Here is a 15,388-nt window from a genome sequence, read left to right on the forward strand (position 1 = left end):
ATGCCGTTCGGCGCACGGTCCCGGCATGCGAAACGGCGGCCGCCTCGGGTGAGGCGACCGCCGTTCGTCAGCGTTCTTCGTCGTCCCAGGGACGGTTCCGGCGCGGCGGAGCGTTCCGCCCGCCACCACCGCCACCGGACGGCCGGCGGGGCGGCGGGGCGTCACGGCCGTCCTCGGGCGGGCGAGGGCGCCGCCGCGGAGCGTCACCGCGCGGCTCGCGCCGGCGCGGGTCACCGTCGTCCGGGCGAGGGGTGCGCCGGGTGGCGGGCGGCGGCTTGCGCGTGCCGCGGGTGCCCGGGTCGCGCTCGGCCTGCGCGTTCGTGCGGGGTGCGCGGCGTTCGCCGTCGGCGGGCGGCCGGGGGCGCCGCGGCGGTTCGCCGTCCCGGCCGCGGCGAGCGCCGGCGGGGAGCGGGGTCTGCCCGGTCCGGTTCGAGCCGGCCGGCCGCGGACGCCCACCGGACGGCGCGGGGCGGGCGGAGGGCTTCTCGTCGTCTTCGTCCGCCGGACGCTTCTTGCCCTTCTTCGGGGCGCCCGGGTCGCGCTCGCGGAAGAACCGGACGATGCCGATCAGCAGCGTGACGCCGGTGGTGATGGCCATCATCGGGAAGCTGTTGATCAGCGGGGTGCCGATGCTCAAGGCCTTCGACAGCATGTCGTCGCCCTGCGCCCCCGAACCCGAGGTCAGCAGGATCACGCCGGGCACGGTGACGGCCAGCACGAGCGGCGGCATCACCATGGGCCCGAACACGCCCCGGCGCCGCACCGCGCAGACCGCGATGACGGCCCCGGCGATGTAGCAGACGATGAAGACCACCGGGATGTTCGTCTGGCTCGGCTTGCCGAGGAGGGCGCCAACGATCGCCAGGCCGAGGCCGACCAGGACCGCCGCCCACCAGGGCAGCCCCCGCCTCGAACCGACGACAGGACGCTCATCCCACGCAACGGGGACGTCGTCGGCATCTGGATCGCTCTGGCGATCGCGAATCGCGGTCACAGGGCAACACCGTATCTCGTGGTTGTGAAGATCTTGCCAGCACCGCCGCCGACGTGGGCCGACAGCCACCCGCCGGGACGATCCGGTGGCGCCGGGTAGCGCTGACGAGCGAGCCGGGCGGCCCCCCGAAGCCAGAATCCTCCGAGAGGGACGCCGTCGACAACCCACGGTCGGATGGACCCTCGCCCCGAGTGGCTGATGGCGCCTGTGCCGCAGCCTCCGGCCGCGGGGTGACTGCGCGGCCCCGGCAGGCAGTCACGGCTGGTCAGGCGCCTGTGGCCCCGGTTCGCCAGCCGAACCTCGAGGTTCGCGCTCCGACCGTCCAGGTACGCGAGCCGACCCTTCCGGTACGCGGCCCGACCGCCGGGGTACGCGAACCGACCCCTTGGACCACGACTCTCCCCGGAAGCCTGCCCGAGGGCGGTGGCCCGTGCTCAGCTTGCCGCCAGCTCATCCCCCTTCCGCACCGCAGGCAGCGCAGCCGGGCTCCCCGATGCCTCGGTGAGCGGCGCGACCGTCGCCCGGAACGTCTCCAACGCCTCCAGCTCCCGCCTCCGCGCCGACAGGAACCGCTGCAGGTGCGTGCTCGACAGGTTCAACGCCTCCACCGCGCCGCCCGCCGCCCGGTGGGCCGCCGCCGCTCCGGTGCGGACCTGCTCCACGTCCGCCTCCAGGGTGCGGTCGCTCGCCGCGAACAGGGCCGCCGAGGCCAGCACCCCGAAGCCCGTCGGACCGCAGAGGAACACCCGGCGGTCGATCAGCCAGCGCAGCAGCTCCGGGTCCGTGTCCAGGGCCGCGACCACCGCCGCGTCGGAGGGGACGAACATGATCGTTCCGTAGATCGCGTCCGCCCAGCGCTGGTAGCCCTTGCCCGCCAGCTCCGCCGCGCGGGAACGGATCTGCCGCACGTGCGCGCGCAGTGCGTCCAGCCGCTCGTCCGGGTCGTCCGTCTCCACGGCTTCGGACCACGTCGCCATGCTCGCCTTCGCGTCCACCGGGACCGTGCGGTCGCCGCCCACCCGCAGCACCATGTCCGGCTTCGCCGAGCCGCCGCCGCCCAGGTCCGTCTGCAGGGTGAAGTGCAGGTCCTCGCGCAGCCCCAGCGCCCGCGCCGTCTCGACCAGCACCTGCTCGCCCAGCTCGCCGCGGCCGCTGATCGACGCGAACGCGACCTCGTAGCGCCGCAGCGCCAGCTGCTGCTGGTCGGCCTTGGCCCGCTCGGCCGCCACCAGCCGGGCCGCCGCGTCCGCCCGCCGCATCCCGTCCTGGTACAGCCGCCACAACAGCGCGACGGCGAACAGCAGCAGGACCGCGAGCACGATCGCCGCCGTCGTCAGCACTGTCGCCACTTCGCCTCCTCCGTCCGAACTCCGAGCTCCGGGCTCGCAGACATCATGGCGGACCGCACCGACAAAAATCGCACCCGATCCGTCGCTCTGGGTAGCTGACCTGCGAACACATCGAATCCGCGCAGGGCGTGTCCGATCCTGCTCGCTCGTGTTAGTACACACGTTCGAGTGAGAAGGCGGCGTGCCTGCGGGATTTCGTCGGAGCCGGGTCGTACCTTGGCCCCCGTGAGACTCCTGCACACCTCCGACTGGCACGTCGGCCGCACGTTCCACGGCGCCGACCTGCTCGCGGAACAGGAAGCGGTGCTCGGGCACCTCGCCGACCTCGTGGCCGGCGAGGCGATCGACGCCGTCCTGGTGGCAGGCGACATCTACGACCGCGCGGTGCCCTCGGCGGAAGCCGTGCGGGTGGCGACGAAAGCCGTCGCCCGGATCCGCGCGGCGGGCGCGCAACTCGTCGTCACACCCGGAAACCACGACTCGGCGCCCCGCCTCGGCGCCTTCGCGGAGTTCGCCGCGGCCGGCGGCCTCCACCTGCGCACCACGGTCGCCGGGCTGGCCGAACCGGTACTGCTCGAAGACGACGGCGGCCCGGTCGCCGTCTACGGCATCCCTTACCTGGAACCGGAGCCGGCGCGCCACGCCCTCGGCGTGCCAGAGGCGCGCGGGCACACCGGCGTGCTCACCGAGGCCATGCGCCGGATCCGCGCGGACCTCGAAACCCGGCCGGGCGTCCGGTCGGTCGTGCTCGCGCACGCGTTCGTCACGGGCGGCGAGCCCACCGACTCCGAGCGCACGATCGCGGTCGGCGGCGTCGAGCAGGTGCCCGGTTCGGTCTTCGACGGCGTCGACTACGTGGCCCTCGGCCACCTCCACGGCCCGCAGACGCTCGCCGAGCACCTGCGCTACTCCGGCAGCCCGCTCGCGTACTCGTTTTCCGAAGCGCGCCAACGCAAATCCGTCTGGCTGGTCGACCTGGACGAACGCGGCCTGCGCGAGGTCAGGCGGCACGAACTGCCCGTGCCGAGAGCTCTCGCCACCCTCGAAGGCGACATCGAGGACCTCCTCGCGAACCCGGACCACGACCGGTACCTCGGCCACTTCCTCTCGGTCACGGTCACCGACCGGGTGCGCCCGGTCGACGCGATGCGGCGGCTGCGCGAGCGGTTCCCGTACGCGGTGCACCTGGACTGGGCGCCCGCGGGCGGGCACGCCGGCGCCCCGCTGCGCTATTCCGACGCCGTCCGCGGCCGGTCCGACATCGAGGTCTCGCGCAGCTTCCTCGACGACTGCCGCGGCGCCCCGCCGACCGAACGCGAAGAGCAGCTCCTGTTCCAGGCCCTCGAAGCGGCCGACCGGGGGGCCCTCGCGAAATGAGGCTGCACAGGCTGGAGGTCGAAGCCTTCGGGCCGTACTGCGCACGCGAAGTGGTCGACTTCGACGTGCTCGGCGCCGACGGCCTCTTCCTCCTGCACGGTGAAACCGGCGCGGGCAAGACGACGCTGCTCGACGCGATCGCGTTCGCGTTGTTCGGCGTGGTCCCCGGCGCCCGCAACGAGGCGAAGCGGCTGCGCTGCGACCTCGCCGAGCCCGACCAGGTCACCGAGGTCGCGCTGGAGCTCACCGTGCAGGGGCACCGGCTGAAGATCGTGCGCAACCCGGAGTACCAGCGGCCGAAGCGGCGCGGCGAAGGCACCACCACGCAGCAGGCGCGGGTCTCGCTGAGCTGGATCGGCACCGCGCCCGCCGGGCTGGCGCCGGAGGGCCTGATCCGGATCGAGGAGGTCGCGCGCACCGTCGAGCGCCTGCTCGGGATGACCGCGGCCCAGTTCTTCCAGGTGGTGCTGCTGCCCCAGGGCGAGTTCGCCCGCTTCCTGCGTTCGGACACCGCCGAGCGCGAGAAGCTCCTGGAGCGGCTGTTCGGCACCGAGCGCTTCGCCGACGTCGAGCGCTGGTTCGCCGACCTGCGTGCCGAGCGCGGCCGCGAGCTGGAGGCGCGCCAGCGGGACGTGCGGGAGCTGGTGGCCCGGTACGCGCAGGAGGCCCAGCAGGACCCGCCCGAGACCGGCGTGGCCGAGTGGGTCGAAGCCGTGCTCACCGAGGCGGAAGCCCGGGTCGGGGCGGTGACGGCCGAGGAGGAGCGCGCCCGCTCGGCCGCCCGGCGGGCAGACGTCCACCTCCAGGAAGAACGCGCGGGCGCGGAAAAGATCCGCCGTGTCCGCACGGCGCACCTGCGGCTGCTCGAGATCACCGAACAGGCGCCGCAGCGGGCCGAGTGGGCGCAGGAGGTGGCGGCCGCGCGGCGGGCGGCCGGTGTCGCGGTCGAGGCCGACCTGCTCGACCGGCGGGCCGCCGAACTGGCCGAGGCCGAGCAGGCGGAGAAGGCCCGCGGCGCCCGGCTTCGGGAGTTCGGCACCCGGGCGACCGGCGACCTGAAGGCACGGGCGGCCGCCGCGCGCGAAGAGGCGGGCGCGGTCGCGGAGCTGGTCGCCGAAGCCGAGCAGCAGGAGCTCGACGCCATGCGGCGGGACGATCGGAAGCTCGCCGCCGTCACCGCCCGCGAGCAGGTCGAGGCGTTGTCCGCCGAGCTCGCCGCGATCCCCGGCCAGCTGGCCAAGCTGCGGGCCGATGCCGTCGAGGCCGCGGAAGCCGAGGCGAAGCTCGACGGCGCCAAGGCGAAGGTGGAGGAGCTGCGCGCCTTCGCCCGAGACGCGGCCGAACTGCCCGAGGCACAGGCGAAGGTCCACCGGGGTGAGGCGAAGCTGCGCGAGGTCGTCGACGCGCACCAGGCGGCCCGGCAGCGCCGGCTCGACCTGCGCGAGCGGCGGCTCGACGGGATGGCGGCCGAGCTCGCCGCCGCCTTGGCCGACGGCTCGCCGTGCCCGGTGTGCGGCTCGGCGGAGCACCCGGCGAAGGCGACCCGGGGCGTCGAGCTGGTCGACCCGGCCGAGGAACGCGCGGCCGAGGAAGCCGAGCAGGCGGCGGACGTGCTGCGGCAGCGGGTCGTCGTCGCGCTGGAGGAAGCGAAGGCGCGGCTGGCCGGGCTGGTCGAACGGCTGGCCGGACGCACGGCCGAGTCGATCACCGCCGAGCTGGCGGAAGCCCGGGCCACCGTCGCCGCGCTGACCGGGCAGGCCGCCGCCAAGGCGAAGCTGGGGCAGCAGGTCGTCCTGCTGGAGCGCGACCTGGACGCCCGGGCCGAACGCCGTCGCCGTGCCGAACAGGCGGAGACCGAAGCCACCACCGAGGTCCGCGCCCTGGAGGAGCGGCTCGCCGAGCGAGAACGCCGCCTGGTCGCCGGGCGCGGTGAGTTCGCGGACGTCGGCGCGCGCCGGCAGCACCTCCTCGGCCTGGCCGAGGCCCTGGAGGCGGTCGCCGAGGCGCGCACCGTGGTCGCCGGCGCCAGCGAGCGGGTCGCCCAGCAGAAAACGCTGGTCGAGGCGGCGGTCGCGGCCAAAGGGTTCGCGTCGCTGAAGAAGGCGCGGGCCGCGATGCTGCCGGACGAGCAGATCGAGAAGCTGGAGCAGGGCATCGCCGACGCCGAGGCGGCCGCGGCGGGCGCGCGGGCGCTGCTGGCCGAGCCGGACCTGTTCGGGATCTCGCCGGACGACGTCGCGGACGTCGGCCGCGCGGCCGACGCGGCCCAGCTGGCCAGGGCACGCGCCGATTCCGCGTACGCGGCACTGCGGGCGGCCACCGCACAGCACGAGGAGCTGACCAGGCTGGCCGGGCTGCTGCGGGCCGCGCTGGCCGGGCTCGCGCCTGCCGAAGCGGAGTACGCCGAGCTGCGGGCCCTCGCGGAGGTGGTCAACGGGCGCGGGCAGAACAGCCGCAAGATGTCGCTGCGGTCGTACGTGCTGGCGGCGCGGCTCGAAGAGGTCGCCGTCGCCGCCACGCACCGGCTGCGCACGATGAGCCAGGGCCGGTACTCGTTCGTGCACTCGGACGCGGCCGGCGCGCGCGGCACGCGCGGCGGGCTCGGCATCGACGTGCTCGACGACTACTCGGGCACCATCCGCCCGGCGAAAACCCTGTCCGGCGGCGAGTCGTTCCTCGCGTCACTGGCCCTCGCACTGGGGCTGGCCGACGTCGTCGCGGGGGAGGCCGGTGGCGCGCTCCTCGACACGCTGTTCGTCGACGAGGGCTTCGGCACGCTGGACGCCGAAACCCTCGACGTCGTGATGAACATCCTCGACGAGCTGCGCGCCGGCGGACGGGTCGTCGGGCTGGTGTCGCACGTCGAGGAGCTGCGGCAGCGCATCCCCACCCGGCTGCGCGTCCGCAAGGCCCGCACGGGCTCGACGTTGGAGGTGCGTGCGGGCTGATCACTGAGCCAAGATGAAGCCATGACCGACCAGCCGCCGAACGGCCTGCCCCGCTACCGCCTGCTCACCGGTCCGGACGACGCGAAGTTCTGCCACCGGGTCAGCGAGGCGCTGGAGCTCGGCTACCGCCTGTACGGCTCGCCGGCGGCGACCTACGACGGGGAGCAGGTCATCGTCGCCCAGGCCGTGCTGTGGCCGGGCGAACCGGGCTGAGCGGCTGCGCGCCGGAGGTACCTCCCGGCGTAGGAACACCACGGCGTCCACGTGCGCGCTCGCTCGCCTAGCGAATCCGGCGAGATGCCCAGCGCTTCGGCGCCGCGGCGGACCGCCGGGTCGTCGGCGAGCAGGACGTCCGGGGCGCCGAGGACGCGCATCAGCACGTAGTCAGCCGTCGACGGGTCGACGTACGCCAGCAGCTCGGTCCGCAGGTCGGCGGCGTCCCGGCCGACGTGCACGTCCAGCCGTCCCTCGGCCAGAGCGGCGGCGACGGGGTGGCCGGTGACCGCGACCTGGGCGGCGGTCGGGAACAGCCGCGTCACTCCCCACTCGCCGGGCACCTCCTCGCCGGGCGGGACTTCGCCGAGGACGGCGCGGAGCAGCAGTTCCTCGCCGTCGACCGCGCCCGGCACCCGGATCCCGGGCACGGCCGCGACCACCGGAGCCAGCGCCGGGTCCGCGCCGAGGACGCGAGTGACCGCCGCGGGGTCGGCGTCCAGGTCGAGCAGCCGGCGCACCCGGCTGACCGCGCTGCCGAGGTCGCGCAGGTCGGTGAGCATCAGCTCGCACCGCACATGGTCGGGCGCGGGTGTCAGCCGCACGACGCCGGTGCCGTGGGCGAGCCGCAGGGTGCGCGCGTAGGCCTCCGAAGTGACGTCCTCGACGCCCGGCAGCGCGTGGTCCGCGAAGAAGCGAAGCAATCCCGAAGCGTCGAAGGGCGGCCGGAACGGCAACCGCAGGCTGAGCCGGGTCCCGGTCACATCGCCCTGCCGCCCACGCCGAGAAGCCGCGGAGACGCGAAGCTGCGAAGGCGTCGTCGCGAACACTTCGCGGATCGTCTCGTTGAACTGCCGCACGCTGGAGAAGCCCGCCGCGAAGGCGACGTCGGTCAGCGGCAGCTCGGACATCTCGATGAGCAGCCGCGCCGAGTGCGCGCGGTGCGCCCGGGCCAGGGCCAGCGGGCCGGCGCCCAGTTCGGCGGTGAGCACCCGGCCGAGCTGGCGTTCCGAGTAGCCGAGCCGCCGGGCGAGGCCTGGCACGCCTTCGCGCTCGACGATCCCGTCGGAGATCAGGCGCATGGCCCGCGCGGCCAGGTCGGCGCGCACGTTCCAGTCCGGCGAGCCGGGCACGGCGTCCGGCAGGCAGCGGCGGCAGGCGCGGAAGCCGTTGGCCTGCGCGGCCGCCGACGTCGGGAAAAAGCGGACGTTCTGCGCCTTCGGCGTCGACGCCGGGCACGACGGACGGCAGTAGATCCCGGTGGTGCGGACGGCCATGATGAACTGGCCGTCGAAGCGCGCGTCGCGGGCGGTGACCACGCGGTAGCAGCGCTCGGCGTCGCGCCAGGGTGAGAGCGTTTCGGTGACCATTGCACCGAGCATGCCAGCAGGTCAGCGCCGCCGCTGGCGGAAATCCGCCACGGCGTTGGGTGCGTGGGGCGCGAGCGGGGCAGCCACGTAGACTGCGGGGTCGTGAGCCTCACCCTCGGTATCGTCGGCCTGCCCAACGTCGGCAAGTCCACCCTGTTCAACGCGCTGACCCGCAACGACGTGCTCGCCGCGAACTACCCGTTCGCGACGATCGAGCCGAACGTCGGGGTCGTGCCGCTGCCGGACCCCCGGCTGGACAAGCTGGCCGAGCTGTACAAGTCGGAGAAGACAGTCCCCGCCGTCGTGTCCTTTGTGGACATCGCGGGCATCGTGAAGGGCGCGTCCGAGGGTGCCGGGCTGGGCAACAAGTTCCTGGCGAACATCCGTGAGGCCAACGCGATCTGCCAGGTCATCCGCGTGTTCGACGACCCGGACGTGGTGCACGTCGACGGCCGGATCGACCCGTCGAGCGACATCGAGACGATCAACACCGAGCTGATCCTCGCGGACCTGCAGACCCTCGACAAGGCGCTGCCGCGGCTGGAGAAGGAAGCGCGGACGAAGAAGGAAAACAAGCCCGCGCTCGACAACGCCCAGAAGGCGAAGGAGATCCTCGACGCCGGGCGCACGCTCTTCCAGGCGCAGAAGGAGGTCGACTTCGACGCGCTGCGCGAGCTGAGCCTGCTGACGACGAAGCCGTTCCTCTACGTCTTCAACGCCGACGAGTCGGTGCTCACCGACGAGAGCCGCCGCGAGGAGCTGACCAAGCTGGTCGCGCCGGCGGACGCGGTGTTCCTCGACGCGAAGGTCGAGGCGGAGCTGCTGGAGCTGGACGACGAGGAGTCGGTGCGCGAGCTGCTCGAGTCGGTCGGCCAGCCGGAGCCGGGCCTGTATTCGCTGGCCCGCGCCGGGTTCCACACGCTCGGCCTGCAGACGTACCTGACGGCGGGCCCGAAGGAGTCCCGCGCCTGGACGATCCCGCAGGGCGCCACTGCCCCCCAGGCGGCGGGCGTGATCCACACGGACTTCGAGCGCGGCTTCATCAAGGCGGAGATCGTCTCCTACGACGACCTGATGGAGGCGGGCTCGATGGCGGCCGCCCGCGCGGCGGGCAAGGTCCGCATGGAGGGCAAGGACTACGTCATGGCCGACGGCGACGTGGTCGAGTTCCGCTTCAACGTGTGAGCGTCAACTACTGACTGTTGTTTTCATTGGGCGCAGGATATACTGCGTCCAATGAAAGCTTCGCCGAGCCTTCTCCCTCTGCTGCGTTCGCGCATGCAGGGTGAGCTGCTCGGGCTGGTCCTGCTGCACCCGGAGCGCGAGTACAGCATCACCGAGCTCGCCGAAGAGTTCGGTGTCTCGGCGACAACCGTGCTGCGCGAAGTCGAACGGCTCGTCGTCGGCGGCATCTTCGAAGACCGGCGAGTCGGCCGTAGCCGCCTCGTCAAAGCCCGCACGGACACCCCGCTCTACCGGCCGCTGAGCGAGGTCATCGCGGTGACCTTCGGCCCGATGCCGCTGCTCGCGGAGGCTCTGTCCGGCCTGGCGGGCATAAGCGAGGCCTACATCTACGGCTCCTGGGCCGCCCGTTACCGCGGTGAGCCGGGGCCGCCGCCCGGCGACGTCGATGTCCTCGTGGTCGGCTCGCCCGACCCGGACGCGCTGTTCGACCGGGCCGAGGCTGTATCGCGCCGGCTGGGCCGGGAGGTCAACGTCCACCGGATCTCGCCGGCGGCGTGGGCGGAGAGCAGCACGGATCCCTTCCTCACCAGCGTGCGCGAGCGTCCGCTGGCCCGGCTGAACCTCGACCAGGAGAGCTGATGCCCCAGTGGAACCAAGGGCGTGACCGGATCGACGCCTTCATCGCCCGCGGCGCCATCGAGCACGTCCCGGCGTCGCGGGAGGCGGCCGAGGCCGAGCTGGTCAGGGCCCGCACCCACCTCGCTTCGGCGCGGCAGTTGCAGGACACCGACCCGGAAGGCGCCTACACGCTGGCCTACGACAGCGCGCGCCGCGCGTTGGCCGCGGTCCTGCAGAACCAGGGCCTGCGGGTGACGAGCCGGGGCGGCCACGTGACCGTCTACGAGGCGGTCCTCGCTCAACTGGACCCACCGCTGGGATCGCTCCTGCGGCCCTTCAACCGGATGCGGGCCCGGCGCAACGAAATCGCGTACCGATCGTCGGAGGCTCCCGCGATGACCGCCGAGGACGTGGCGGCCGACGTGCCGAAGGTGCTCGCGCTCATCGAAGTGGCGGAGAAGGCCATCCCGAACATGCCCCGGTACTGATCATGGCGAGCCGGCCGCTGACGCCGAACGAGCGGACGACCCTGGACGCGCTGCTCGCGGCGGACTTCCCCGGCGCGGCGGAACTGCGCGCCCAGGCGGCGACTGCCCGGGTGACCGGCCGCTGCGGCTGCGGGTGCCCGAGCATAAACCTGGAGGTCGCTCGGACCCTGCCGGTCGCGGCGATCACCGACGCCCCGGTCGCGATCGAAGCCGACGCACCCGGCGGCGGGCTCATCGTGTTCGCCGAAGACGGCCGGCTGTCCTGCCTCGAGTACTGGACCGCGGCCGACGAGCCCCCGGCGGAGTTCCCGCCGTCCGGGCAGATTGCCTTGTGACCTGCCGGATCCGCGGATCCGGCAGGTCGGAGCGAACTAGCCGAGCAGGCCCAGCAGCGCGATCGCGATCAACACCACCGCGGGGGCGAGGGCGTTGATCCAGGCGCGCTGGGCGGCGGTGAGAGCGGTGCTGTTCATGGCGTTCCCGAGGGTGTGAAACCGATGCTTCCGCTCCGAACAGCGCGCCGATCATGCCGCGCGTTAACAGCTGTGATCGAACTCTCAGCCGTCCAGGTGACGGCGGTTGCGGGCGGTGAACCAGAGCACCCCGCCGGCCGCCGCCACCATCGTTGCGAACGCCGCCGTGCCGACCACGATTGCCTGAGTCATCTCTCGTCTCCCTCCCGAAGGTTCCGGTAACCGAGAGACGTCGAACCCGGGCGAAGGTGCACTCAGCGTAGCCGAGATCACACCCCGGAGATGACCGCGTCGATCTGTGCGGCCAGGTCGAAGTCCTTCGCCGTCAGGCCGCCCGCCGAATGCGTGGAGAGCCGGAACGTCAGGGTGCGCCAGCGGATGTCGATGTCCGGGTGGTGGTCGGCCGCCTCGGCGAGCACCGCTACCCGGTCCACCACCTCGATCGCCTGGGGGAAGCTCGCCAGCTCCACCTCGCGGGAGATGACCGCGCCGGCGCGCGTCCAGCCCGCGCCCAACCGTTCGTCGGCCTCGGAGTCGCTCAAGATTTCCGTCATGTCTCCATGGTCGTCCGTCCTCGACTACGCTGCACCTTTGCCACGGGAGTCCGGTGAGCCGGGCTGAGAGGCGGGTCACCCGCGACCGTTCGCACCTGACCGGATCATGCCGGCGACGGGAGGGCTTCCCTTCCGCGTCCGGCGAAGTGCAGGAGGGTAGATGAAACGCAGGGCTGTTCGCGCCGCGACGGCCATCGCCGCCGTCAGCGCCGTCACCGCGGCGTGCTCGCTGTCGGCCGGTGACGGTGGTACGCAGCAGACGCCCACCGTCACCCTCGTGACGCACGATTCCTTCCTGGCGCCGCAGGAGGTGCTCGACGCCTTCCAGAAGCAGTCGGGCATCAAGGTTTCCGTGCTCAAGCAGGGCGACGCCGGTTCGCTGACCAACAAGCTCGTGCTGACGAAGGCCAACCCGATCGGCGACGTCGCGTACGGCGTCGACTCCACCTTCGCCTCCCGGGCGCTCGGCGAGGGCGTCTTCGAGCCCTACACCAGCCCCGAAGCCGACCGTGGGCCGCAGCGCTACGCCGTCGACCCCGAGCACCGCCTCTCCGCGGTCGACGTCGGCGACGTCTGCGTCAACGTCGACAAGAACTACTTCACCACCAAGGGGATCCCGGCGCCGCAGACCTACGACGACCTGGCCGACCCGAAGTACAAGGACCTGCTGGTCGCCGAGGACCCGGCGACGGCGTCGCCCGGGCTGGCGTTCCTCCTCGGCACCGTCGCCAAGTACGGCGAGGCCGGCTGGAAGGACTACTGGGCGAAGCTGAAGGCCAACGGCGTCAAGGTGGTCAGCGGCTGGGAAGAGGCCTACACCAAGCAGTTCTCCGGCTCGTCCGGCAAGGGGCCGCGGCCGATCGTCGTCTCGTACGCGTCCTCGCCGGCCGCCGAAGTCGGCGACGACGGGAAGTCGCGCACCGAGGCGCTGCTCGACACCTGCTACCGGCAGGTCGAATACGCCGGCGTGCTGGCCGGCGGCAAGCAGGTCGAGAACGCGCGCAAGGTCGTCGACTTCCTGCTCTCCCAGCAGTTCCAGGCGACGGTGGCGGCCAACATGTACGTCTACCCGGCGCGCCAGGGCGTCGACCTGCCCGCGGGCTGGGCGCAGGTCGCGCCGCTGCCGCAGAAGCCGCAGACGCTGCCCGCGGACCAGGTGCAGGCCGGACGCGAGAAGTGGATCGGCGAATGGCGCACGCTCGTGGGCTCCTAGCCCCGCCCCGCGCCGCCCGCGGGTTCGGCCTGGCGCTGCTCGGGCTGGCCCCGATCGGCTTCCTGGTGGTGTTCTTCGCCTGGCCGGTCGTCGCGATCATCAGCCGCGGATTCGCCGAAGGCGGTCTCGGCGTCGTCCTCGGCGACGCGCGGACCTGGCAGCTGGCCGGGTTCACCGTCGCGAGCGCGGCCGCGTCGACCATCGTCGCGGTGCTGGCCGGCCTGCCGGTGGCGTTCCTGCTGGCGCGGGTGCGGCTGCCCGGCGTCGGCCTCGCGCGGACGCTGGTGCTCGTGCCGTTCGTGCTGCCCACCGTCGTCGTCGGGCTCGCGTTCCGGGCGCTCTGGCCGGACGGCGGCGTGCTGCCGATCGTGCTGGCCAACGCCTTCTTCAACGTCGCCGTCGTCGCGCGGACTGTCGCCGGGTTGTGGGCGCGGCTGGACTCCCGGACGACCGACGCCGCCCGCGCGTTGGGCGCGTCGCCGTGGCGGGCGTTCCGGTCGGTGACGCTGCCCGCGTTGGCGCCCGCGGTCGCGTCCGCCGCGGCGGTGGTGTTCCTCTTCTGCGCCACCAGCTTCGGCGTCGTCCTGATCCTCGGCGGCGCCCGCTACCGGACCCTGGAAACCGAGATCTACCTGCGGACCGTCGACCTCCTGGACCTCTCGGGCGCGGCGGCGCTCTCGCTGATCCAGTTCGCCGCCGTGGTCGCCGCGCTGGTGCTCGGCGGGCTGGCGCGGCGGCGCAAGGAGGGCGCCCGGATCGGCTCGGTCCCGGCCCGCCGCCCCCGCGGCGGCGAGTGGTGGGTCGTCGGCGCCGCGGGCGTCGTGCTCGCGCTGCTGGTGACGCCGATCGCCGCGCTCCTCGCCGAATCGGTGTCCACTGAGGACGGCTGGAGCCTCGCCGGGTACCGCGCCTTGACCGGCACCGGTGAGAAAGGCGCGCTCCAGGTGTCCGGTTGGGACGCGGCGGTGAACTCGCTGAAGGTGGCCATCGACGCCACCCTGCTCGCGATGGTCGTCGGCGTGCTCGCGTCCGTGGTGCTGGTGGCGCTGCGCCGGTCGCCGGCGAGAGCCGCGCGGGGCCTCGGCGAGACGATGGACGCGGTCCTGATGCTGCCGCTCGGGGTGTCGGCGGTGACCGTCGGGTTCGGCTACCTGGTGACCCTCGACGCGCTGCCGGGCGACCTGCGGACGTCGCCCTACCTGGTGCCGCTGGCCCAGGCGCTGGTGATCATCCCGCTGGTGGTGCGGATGGTGCTGCCGGTGCTGCGCTCGGTCGACGTCCGGCTGCGGCAGGCCGCGTCGACGCTCGGCGCGAGCCCGCTGCGGGTGTGGCGGGAGATCGACCTGCCGCTGACGTTGCGGCCGCTGGTCGCGGCGGCGGGCTTCGGTTTCGTCGTGGCCCTCGGCGAATTCGGCGCGACGAGCTTCCTGGCCCGGCCGACGGCGCCGACGCTGCCGGTCGCGGTGGCGACGCTGATGGCGCGCCCGGGCGAGCTGAACAACCAGATGGCGTACGCGGCGTGCGCGTTGCTGATGCTCGTGACGGTGCTGGCGGTCGCGCTGATCGACCGGCTCGGGCGCGGCGGGGTGGGAGAGTTCTGATGGCGTTGTCGGTACGGGACCTGACTGTCTGCTACGGATCGTTCGCGGCGGTCCGCGACGCCCGCCTCGACATCGCCGACGGTGAGGTGCTGGCCCTGCTCGGCCCGTCGGGCTCGGGCAAGTCGACGCTGCTGCGCGCGATCACCGGCCTCGAGCCGTCGGCCCGCGGCTCGGTGAGCTGGGACGGCGAGGACCTCGGAGCGGTCCCGGTCCACCGCCGCGGCTTCGGCCTGGTGTTCCAGGACGGCCAATTGTTCGCCCATCGCGACGTCGCCGCGAACATCGCGTTCGGCCTGCGGATGCACGGGGTGCCGCGCTCTTCGTGGGCGCCGCGGGTCGCGGAGCTGCTGGAGCTGGTGGGCCTGTCCGGCTTCGAGAAGCGCCGGGTGACGGAGCTGTCCGGCGGGCAGGCGCAGCGGGTGGCGCTGGCCCGGGCGCTGGCGCCGAAGCCGCGGTTGCTGCTGCTGGACGAGCCACTGTCCGGTTTGGACGCCGGGTTGCGCGAGCAGCTGGCGATCGACCTGGCGGACCTGTTGCGGCGCAGCAAGATCACGGCGCTGCTGGTGACGCACGACCAGGAGGAGGCGTTCACACTGGCCGACCGGGTGGCGGTGCTCGACGCGGGCGAAGTCCGCCAGGAGGGGGCGGTCCGCCGCGTCTGGCGAAATCCGGCGGACGACGAGGTGGCCCGGTTCCTGGGGGTGACGACGTTCTTGGCGGGTGTGGCCGCGGGTGGGGTGGTGCGCACATCCCTCGGCGAGGTGGCGCTGCCCGAGGTCGACGACGGCCCGGTCCGGCTGGGCTTGCGACCGCACGCGCTGAAGGTGTCGACCGAAGGCGTGCCGGGAGAGGTCGTCGCGGCGGTACATCGGCGGGAACACGTGCGGCTCGTAGTGCGCCTGGTGGAGTCCACTGTGGACGCGGTAGCCCCAGCGGCGTCGGACCTGCGCACCGGGGACGCGGTGCAGCTCACGCTCGACCCCGACGGCATCGCGGTGGTCGGCT

At 73.2% G+C, this 15,388-nt stretch carries 14 protein-coding genes; 10 read left to right on the plus strand and 4 right to left on the minus strand.

Annotated features, from left to right (window positions below; translation table 11 throughout):
- Positions 1-67 precede the first annotated feature (67 nt).
- Together ACWED2_RS44910 and ACWED2_RS44915 are read right to left on the minus strand one after the other, a co-directional pair.
- Positions 68-994 carry a DUF6542 domain-containing protein gene (locus tag ACWED2_RS44910; RefSeq protein WP_449696631.1) on the minus strand — a complete coding sequence of 309 codons (927 nt, stop codon included), beginning with the start codon at positions 992-994 and terminating at the stop codon, positions 68-70.
- Between the two features lie 434 nt (positions 995-1,428).
- Positions 1,429-2,343: a DNA recombination protein RmuC gene (locus ACWED2_RS44915; RefSeq protein WP_449696632.1), complete on the minus strand. Its 915-nt coding sequence runs from the start codon at positions 2,341-2,343 to the stop codon at positions 1,429-1,431.
- 225 nt (positions 2,344-2,568) lie between these two features.
- Between ACWED2_RS44915 and ACWED2_RS44920 the strand changes: the two genes are divergently transcribed.
- From ACWED2_RS44920 to ACWED2_RS44930, 3 genes are read left to right on the plus strand one after another with little or no spacing between them, the layout of a single operon-like run.
- The gene (locus tag ACWED2_RS44920; RefSeq protein WP_449696633.1) at positions 2,569-3,720 is read left to right on the plus strand and encodes an exonuclease SbcCD subunit D; all 1,152 of its coding nucleotides are present in this window, start codon (positions 2,569-2,571) and stop codon (positions 3,718-3,720) included.
- On the plus strand, positions 3,717-6,668 hold the full coding sequence (locus tag ACWED2_RS44925) for an AAA family ATPase (RefSeq protein WP_449696634.1): 2,952 nt from the start codon (positions 3,717-3,719) through the stop codon (positions 6,666-6,668). The genes ACWED2_RS44920 and ACWED2_RS44925 overlap by 4 nt, the downstream gene beginning before the upstream one ends.
- Before the next feature lie 21 nt (positions 6,669-6,689).
- Complete coding sequence (locus ACWED2_RS44930) at positions 6,690-6,881, plus strand: DUF1737 domain-containing protein (RefSeq protein ID WP_449696635.1); 192 nt, start codon at positions 6,690-6,692, stop codon at positions 6,879-6,881.
- Here the strand turns inward: ACWED2_RS44930 and ACWED2_RS44935 are convergent.
- Entirely contained in the window at positions 6,821-8,251 is a 1,431-nt protein-coding gene (locus ACWED2_RS44935; protein ID WP_449696636.1) for a DNA-3-methyladenine glycosylase 2 family protein, read from the minus strand. The genes ACWED2_RS44930 and ACWED2_RS44935 overlap by 61 nt on opposite strands.
- A 102-nt stretch (positions 8,252-8,353) precedes the next feature.
- Here ACWED2_RS44935 and ychF point away from each other — a divergent pair, with 102 nt between their 5' ends.
- From ychF to ACWED2_RS44955, 4 genes are read left to right on the plus strand one after another with little or no spacing between them, the layout of a single operon-like run.
- Positions 8,354-9,436, plus strand: coding sequence for a redox-regulated ATPase YchF (gene ychF / locus ACWED2_RS44940; protein ID WP_449696637.1), 1,083 nt, complete (start codon positions 8,354-8,356; stop codon positions 9,434-9,436).
- A 51-nt stretch (positions 9,437-9,487) separates the two neighbouring features.
- Positions 9,488-10,075 carry an ArsR family transcriptional regulator gene (locus tag ACWED2_RS44945; RefSeq protein WP_449696638.1) on the plus strand — a complete coding sequence of 196 codons (588 nt, stop codon included), beginning with the start codon at positions 9,488-9,490 and terminating at the stop codon, positions 10,073-10,075.
- A complete protein-coding gene (locus ACWED2_RS44950; RefSeq protein WP_449696639.1) occupies positions 10,075-10,542 on the plus strand; it encodes a hypothetical protein in 468 nt (155 codons plus the stop codon). The genes ACWED2_RS44945 and ACWED2_RS44950 overlap by 1 nt, the downstream gene beginning before the upstream one ends.
- Before the next feature lie 2 nt (positions 10,543-10,544).
- Positions 10,545-10,877, plus strand: coding sequence for a hypothetical protein (locus ACWED2_RS44955; protein WP_449696640.1), 333 nt, complete (start codon positions 10,545-10,547; stop codon positions 10,875-10,877).
- Positions 10,878-11,284: 407 nt separating this feature from the next.
- On the opposite strand, the gene ACWED2_RS44960 is transcribed toward ACWED2_RS44955, so the two are convergent.
- A complete protein-coding gene (locus ACWED2_RS44960) occupies positions 11,285-11,569 on the minus strand; it encodes a 4a-hydroxytetrahydrobiopterin dehydratase (RefSeq protein ID WP_449696641.1) in 285 nt (94 codons plus the stop codon).
- Positions 11,570-11,729: 160 nt separating this feature from the next.
- On the opposite strand from ACWED2_RS44960, the gene ACWED2_RS44965 reads away from it, so the two are divergent.
- From ACWED2_RS44965 to ACWED2_RS44975, 3 genes are all read left to right on the plus strand, one after another.
- Positions 11,730-12,782, plus strand: a complete 1,053-nt coding sequence (locus ACWED2_RS44965; RefSeq protein WP_449696642.1) for a thiamine ABC transporter substrate-binding protein — start codon at positions 11,730-11,732, stop codon at positions 12,780-12,782.
- On the plus strand, positions 12,758-14,383 hold the full coding sequence (locus ACWED2_RS44970; RefSeq protein ID WP_449696643.1) for an ABC transporter permease: 1,626 nt from the start codon (positions 12,758-12,760) through the stop codon (positions 14,381-14,383). The genes ACWED2_RS44965 and ACWED2_RS44970 overlap by 25 nt, the downstream gene beginning before the upstream one ends.
- A partial coding sequence (locus ACWED2_RS44975; RefSeq protein WP_449696644.1) for an ABC transporter ATP-binding protein occupies positions 14,383-15,388 on the plus strand: 1,006 nt, incomplete at its 3' end. The genes ACWED2_RS44970 and ACWED2_RS44975, both read left to right, overlap by 1 nt.

This window comes from Amycolatopsis sp. NPDC005003 (assembly GCF_053600695.1).

What these genes read in the sequence shown, in the direction of transcription:
- ACWED2_RS44925 (WP_449696634.1), top strand. Translation starts at nt 3,717, where the DNA reads ATGAGGCTGCACAGGCTGGAGGTCGAAGCCTTCGGGCCGTACTGCGCA.
- ACWED2_RS44930 (WP_449696635.1), top strand. Translation starts at nt 6,690, where the DNA reads ATGACCGACCAGCCGCCGAACGGCCTGCCCCGCTACCGCCTGCTCACC.
- ACWED2_RS44935 (WP_449696636.1), bottom strand. Translation starts at nt 8,251, where the DNA reads ATGGTCACCGAAACGCTCTCACCCTGGCGCGACGCCGAGCGCTGCTAC.
- ACWED2_RS44945 (WP_449696638.1), top strand. Translation starts at nt 9,488, where the DNA reads ATGAAAGCTTCGCCGAGCCTTCTCCCTCTGCTGCGTTCGCGCATGCAG.
- ACWED2_RS44950 (WP_449696639.1), top strand. Translation starts at nt 10,075, where the DNA reads ATGCCCCAGTGGAACCAAGGGCGTGACCGGATCGACGCCTTCATCGCC.
- ACWED2_RS44955 (WP_449696640.1), top strand. Translation starts at nt 10,545, where the DNA reads ATGGCGAGCCGGCCGCTGACGCCGAACGAGCGGACGACCCTGGACGCG.
- ACWED2_RS44960 (WP_449696641.1), bottom strand. Translation starts at nt 11,569, where the DNA reads ATGACGGAAATCTTGAGCGACTCCGAGGCCGACGAACGGTTGGGCGCG.
- ACWED2_RS44965 (WP_449696642.1), top strand. Translation starts at nt 11,730, where the DNA reads ATGAAACGCAGGGCTGTTCGCGCCGCGACGGCCATCGCCGCCGTCAGC.
- ACWED2_RS44970 (WP_449696643.1), top strand. Translation starts at nt 12,758, where the DNA reads ATGGCGCACGCTCGTGGGCTCCTAGCCCCGCCCCGCGCCGCCCGCGGG.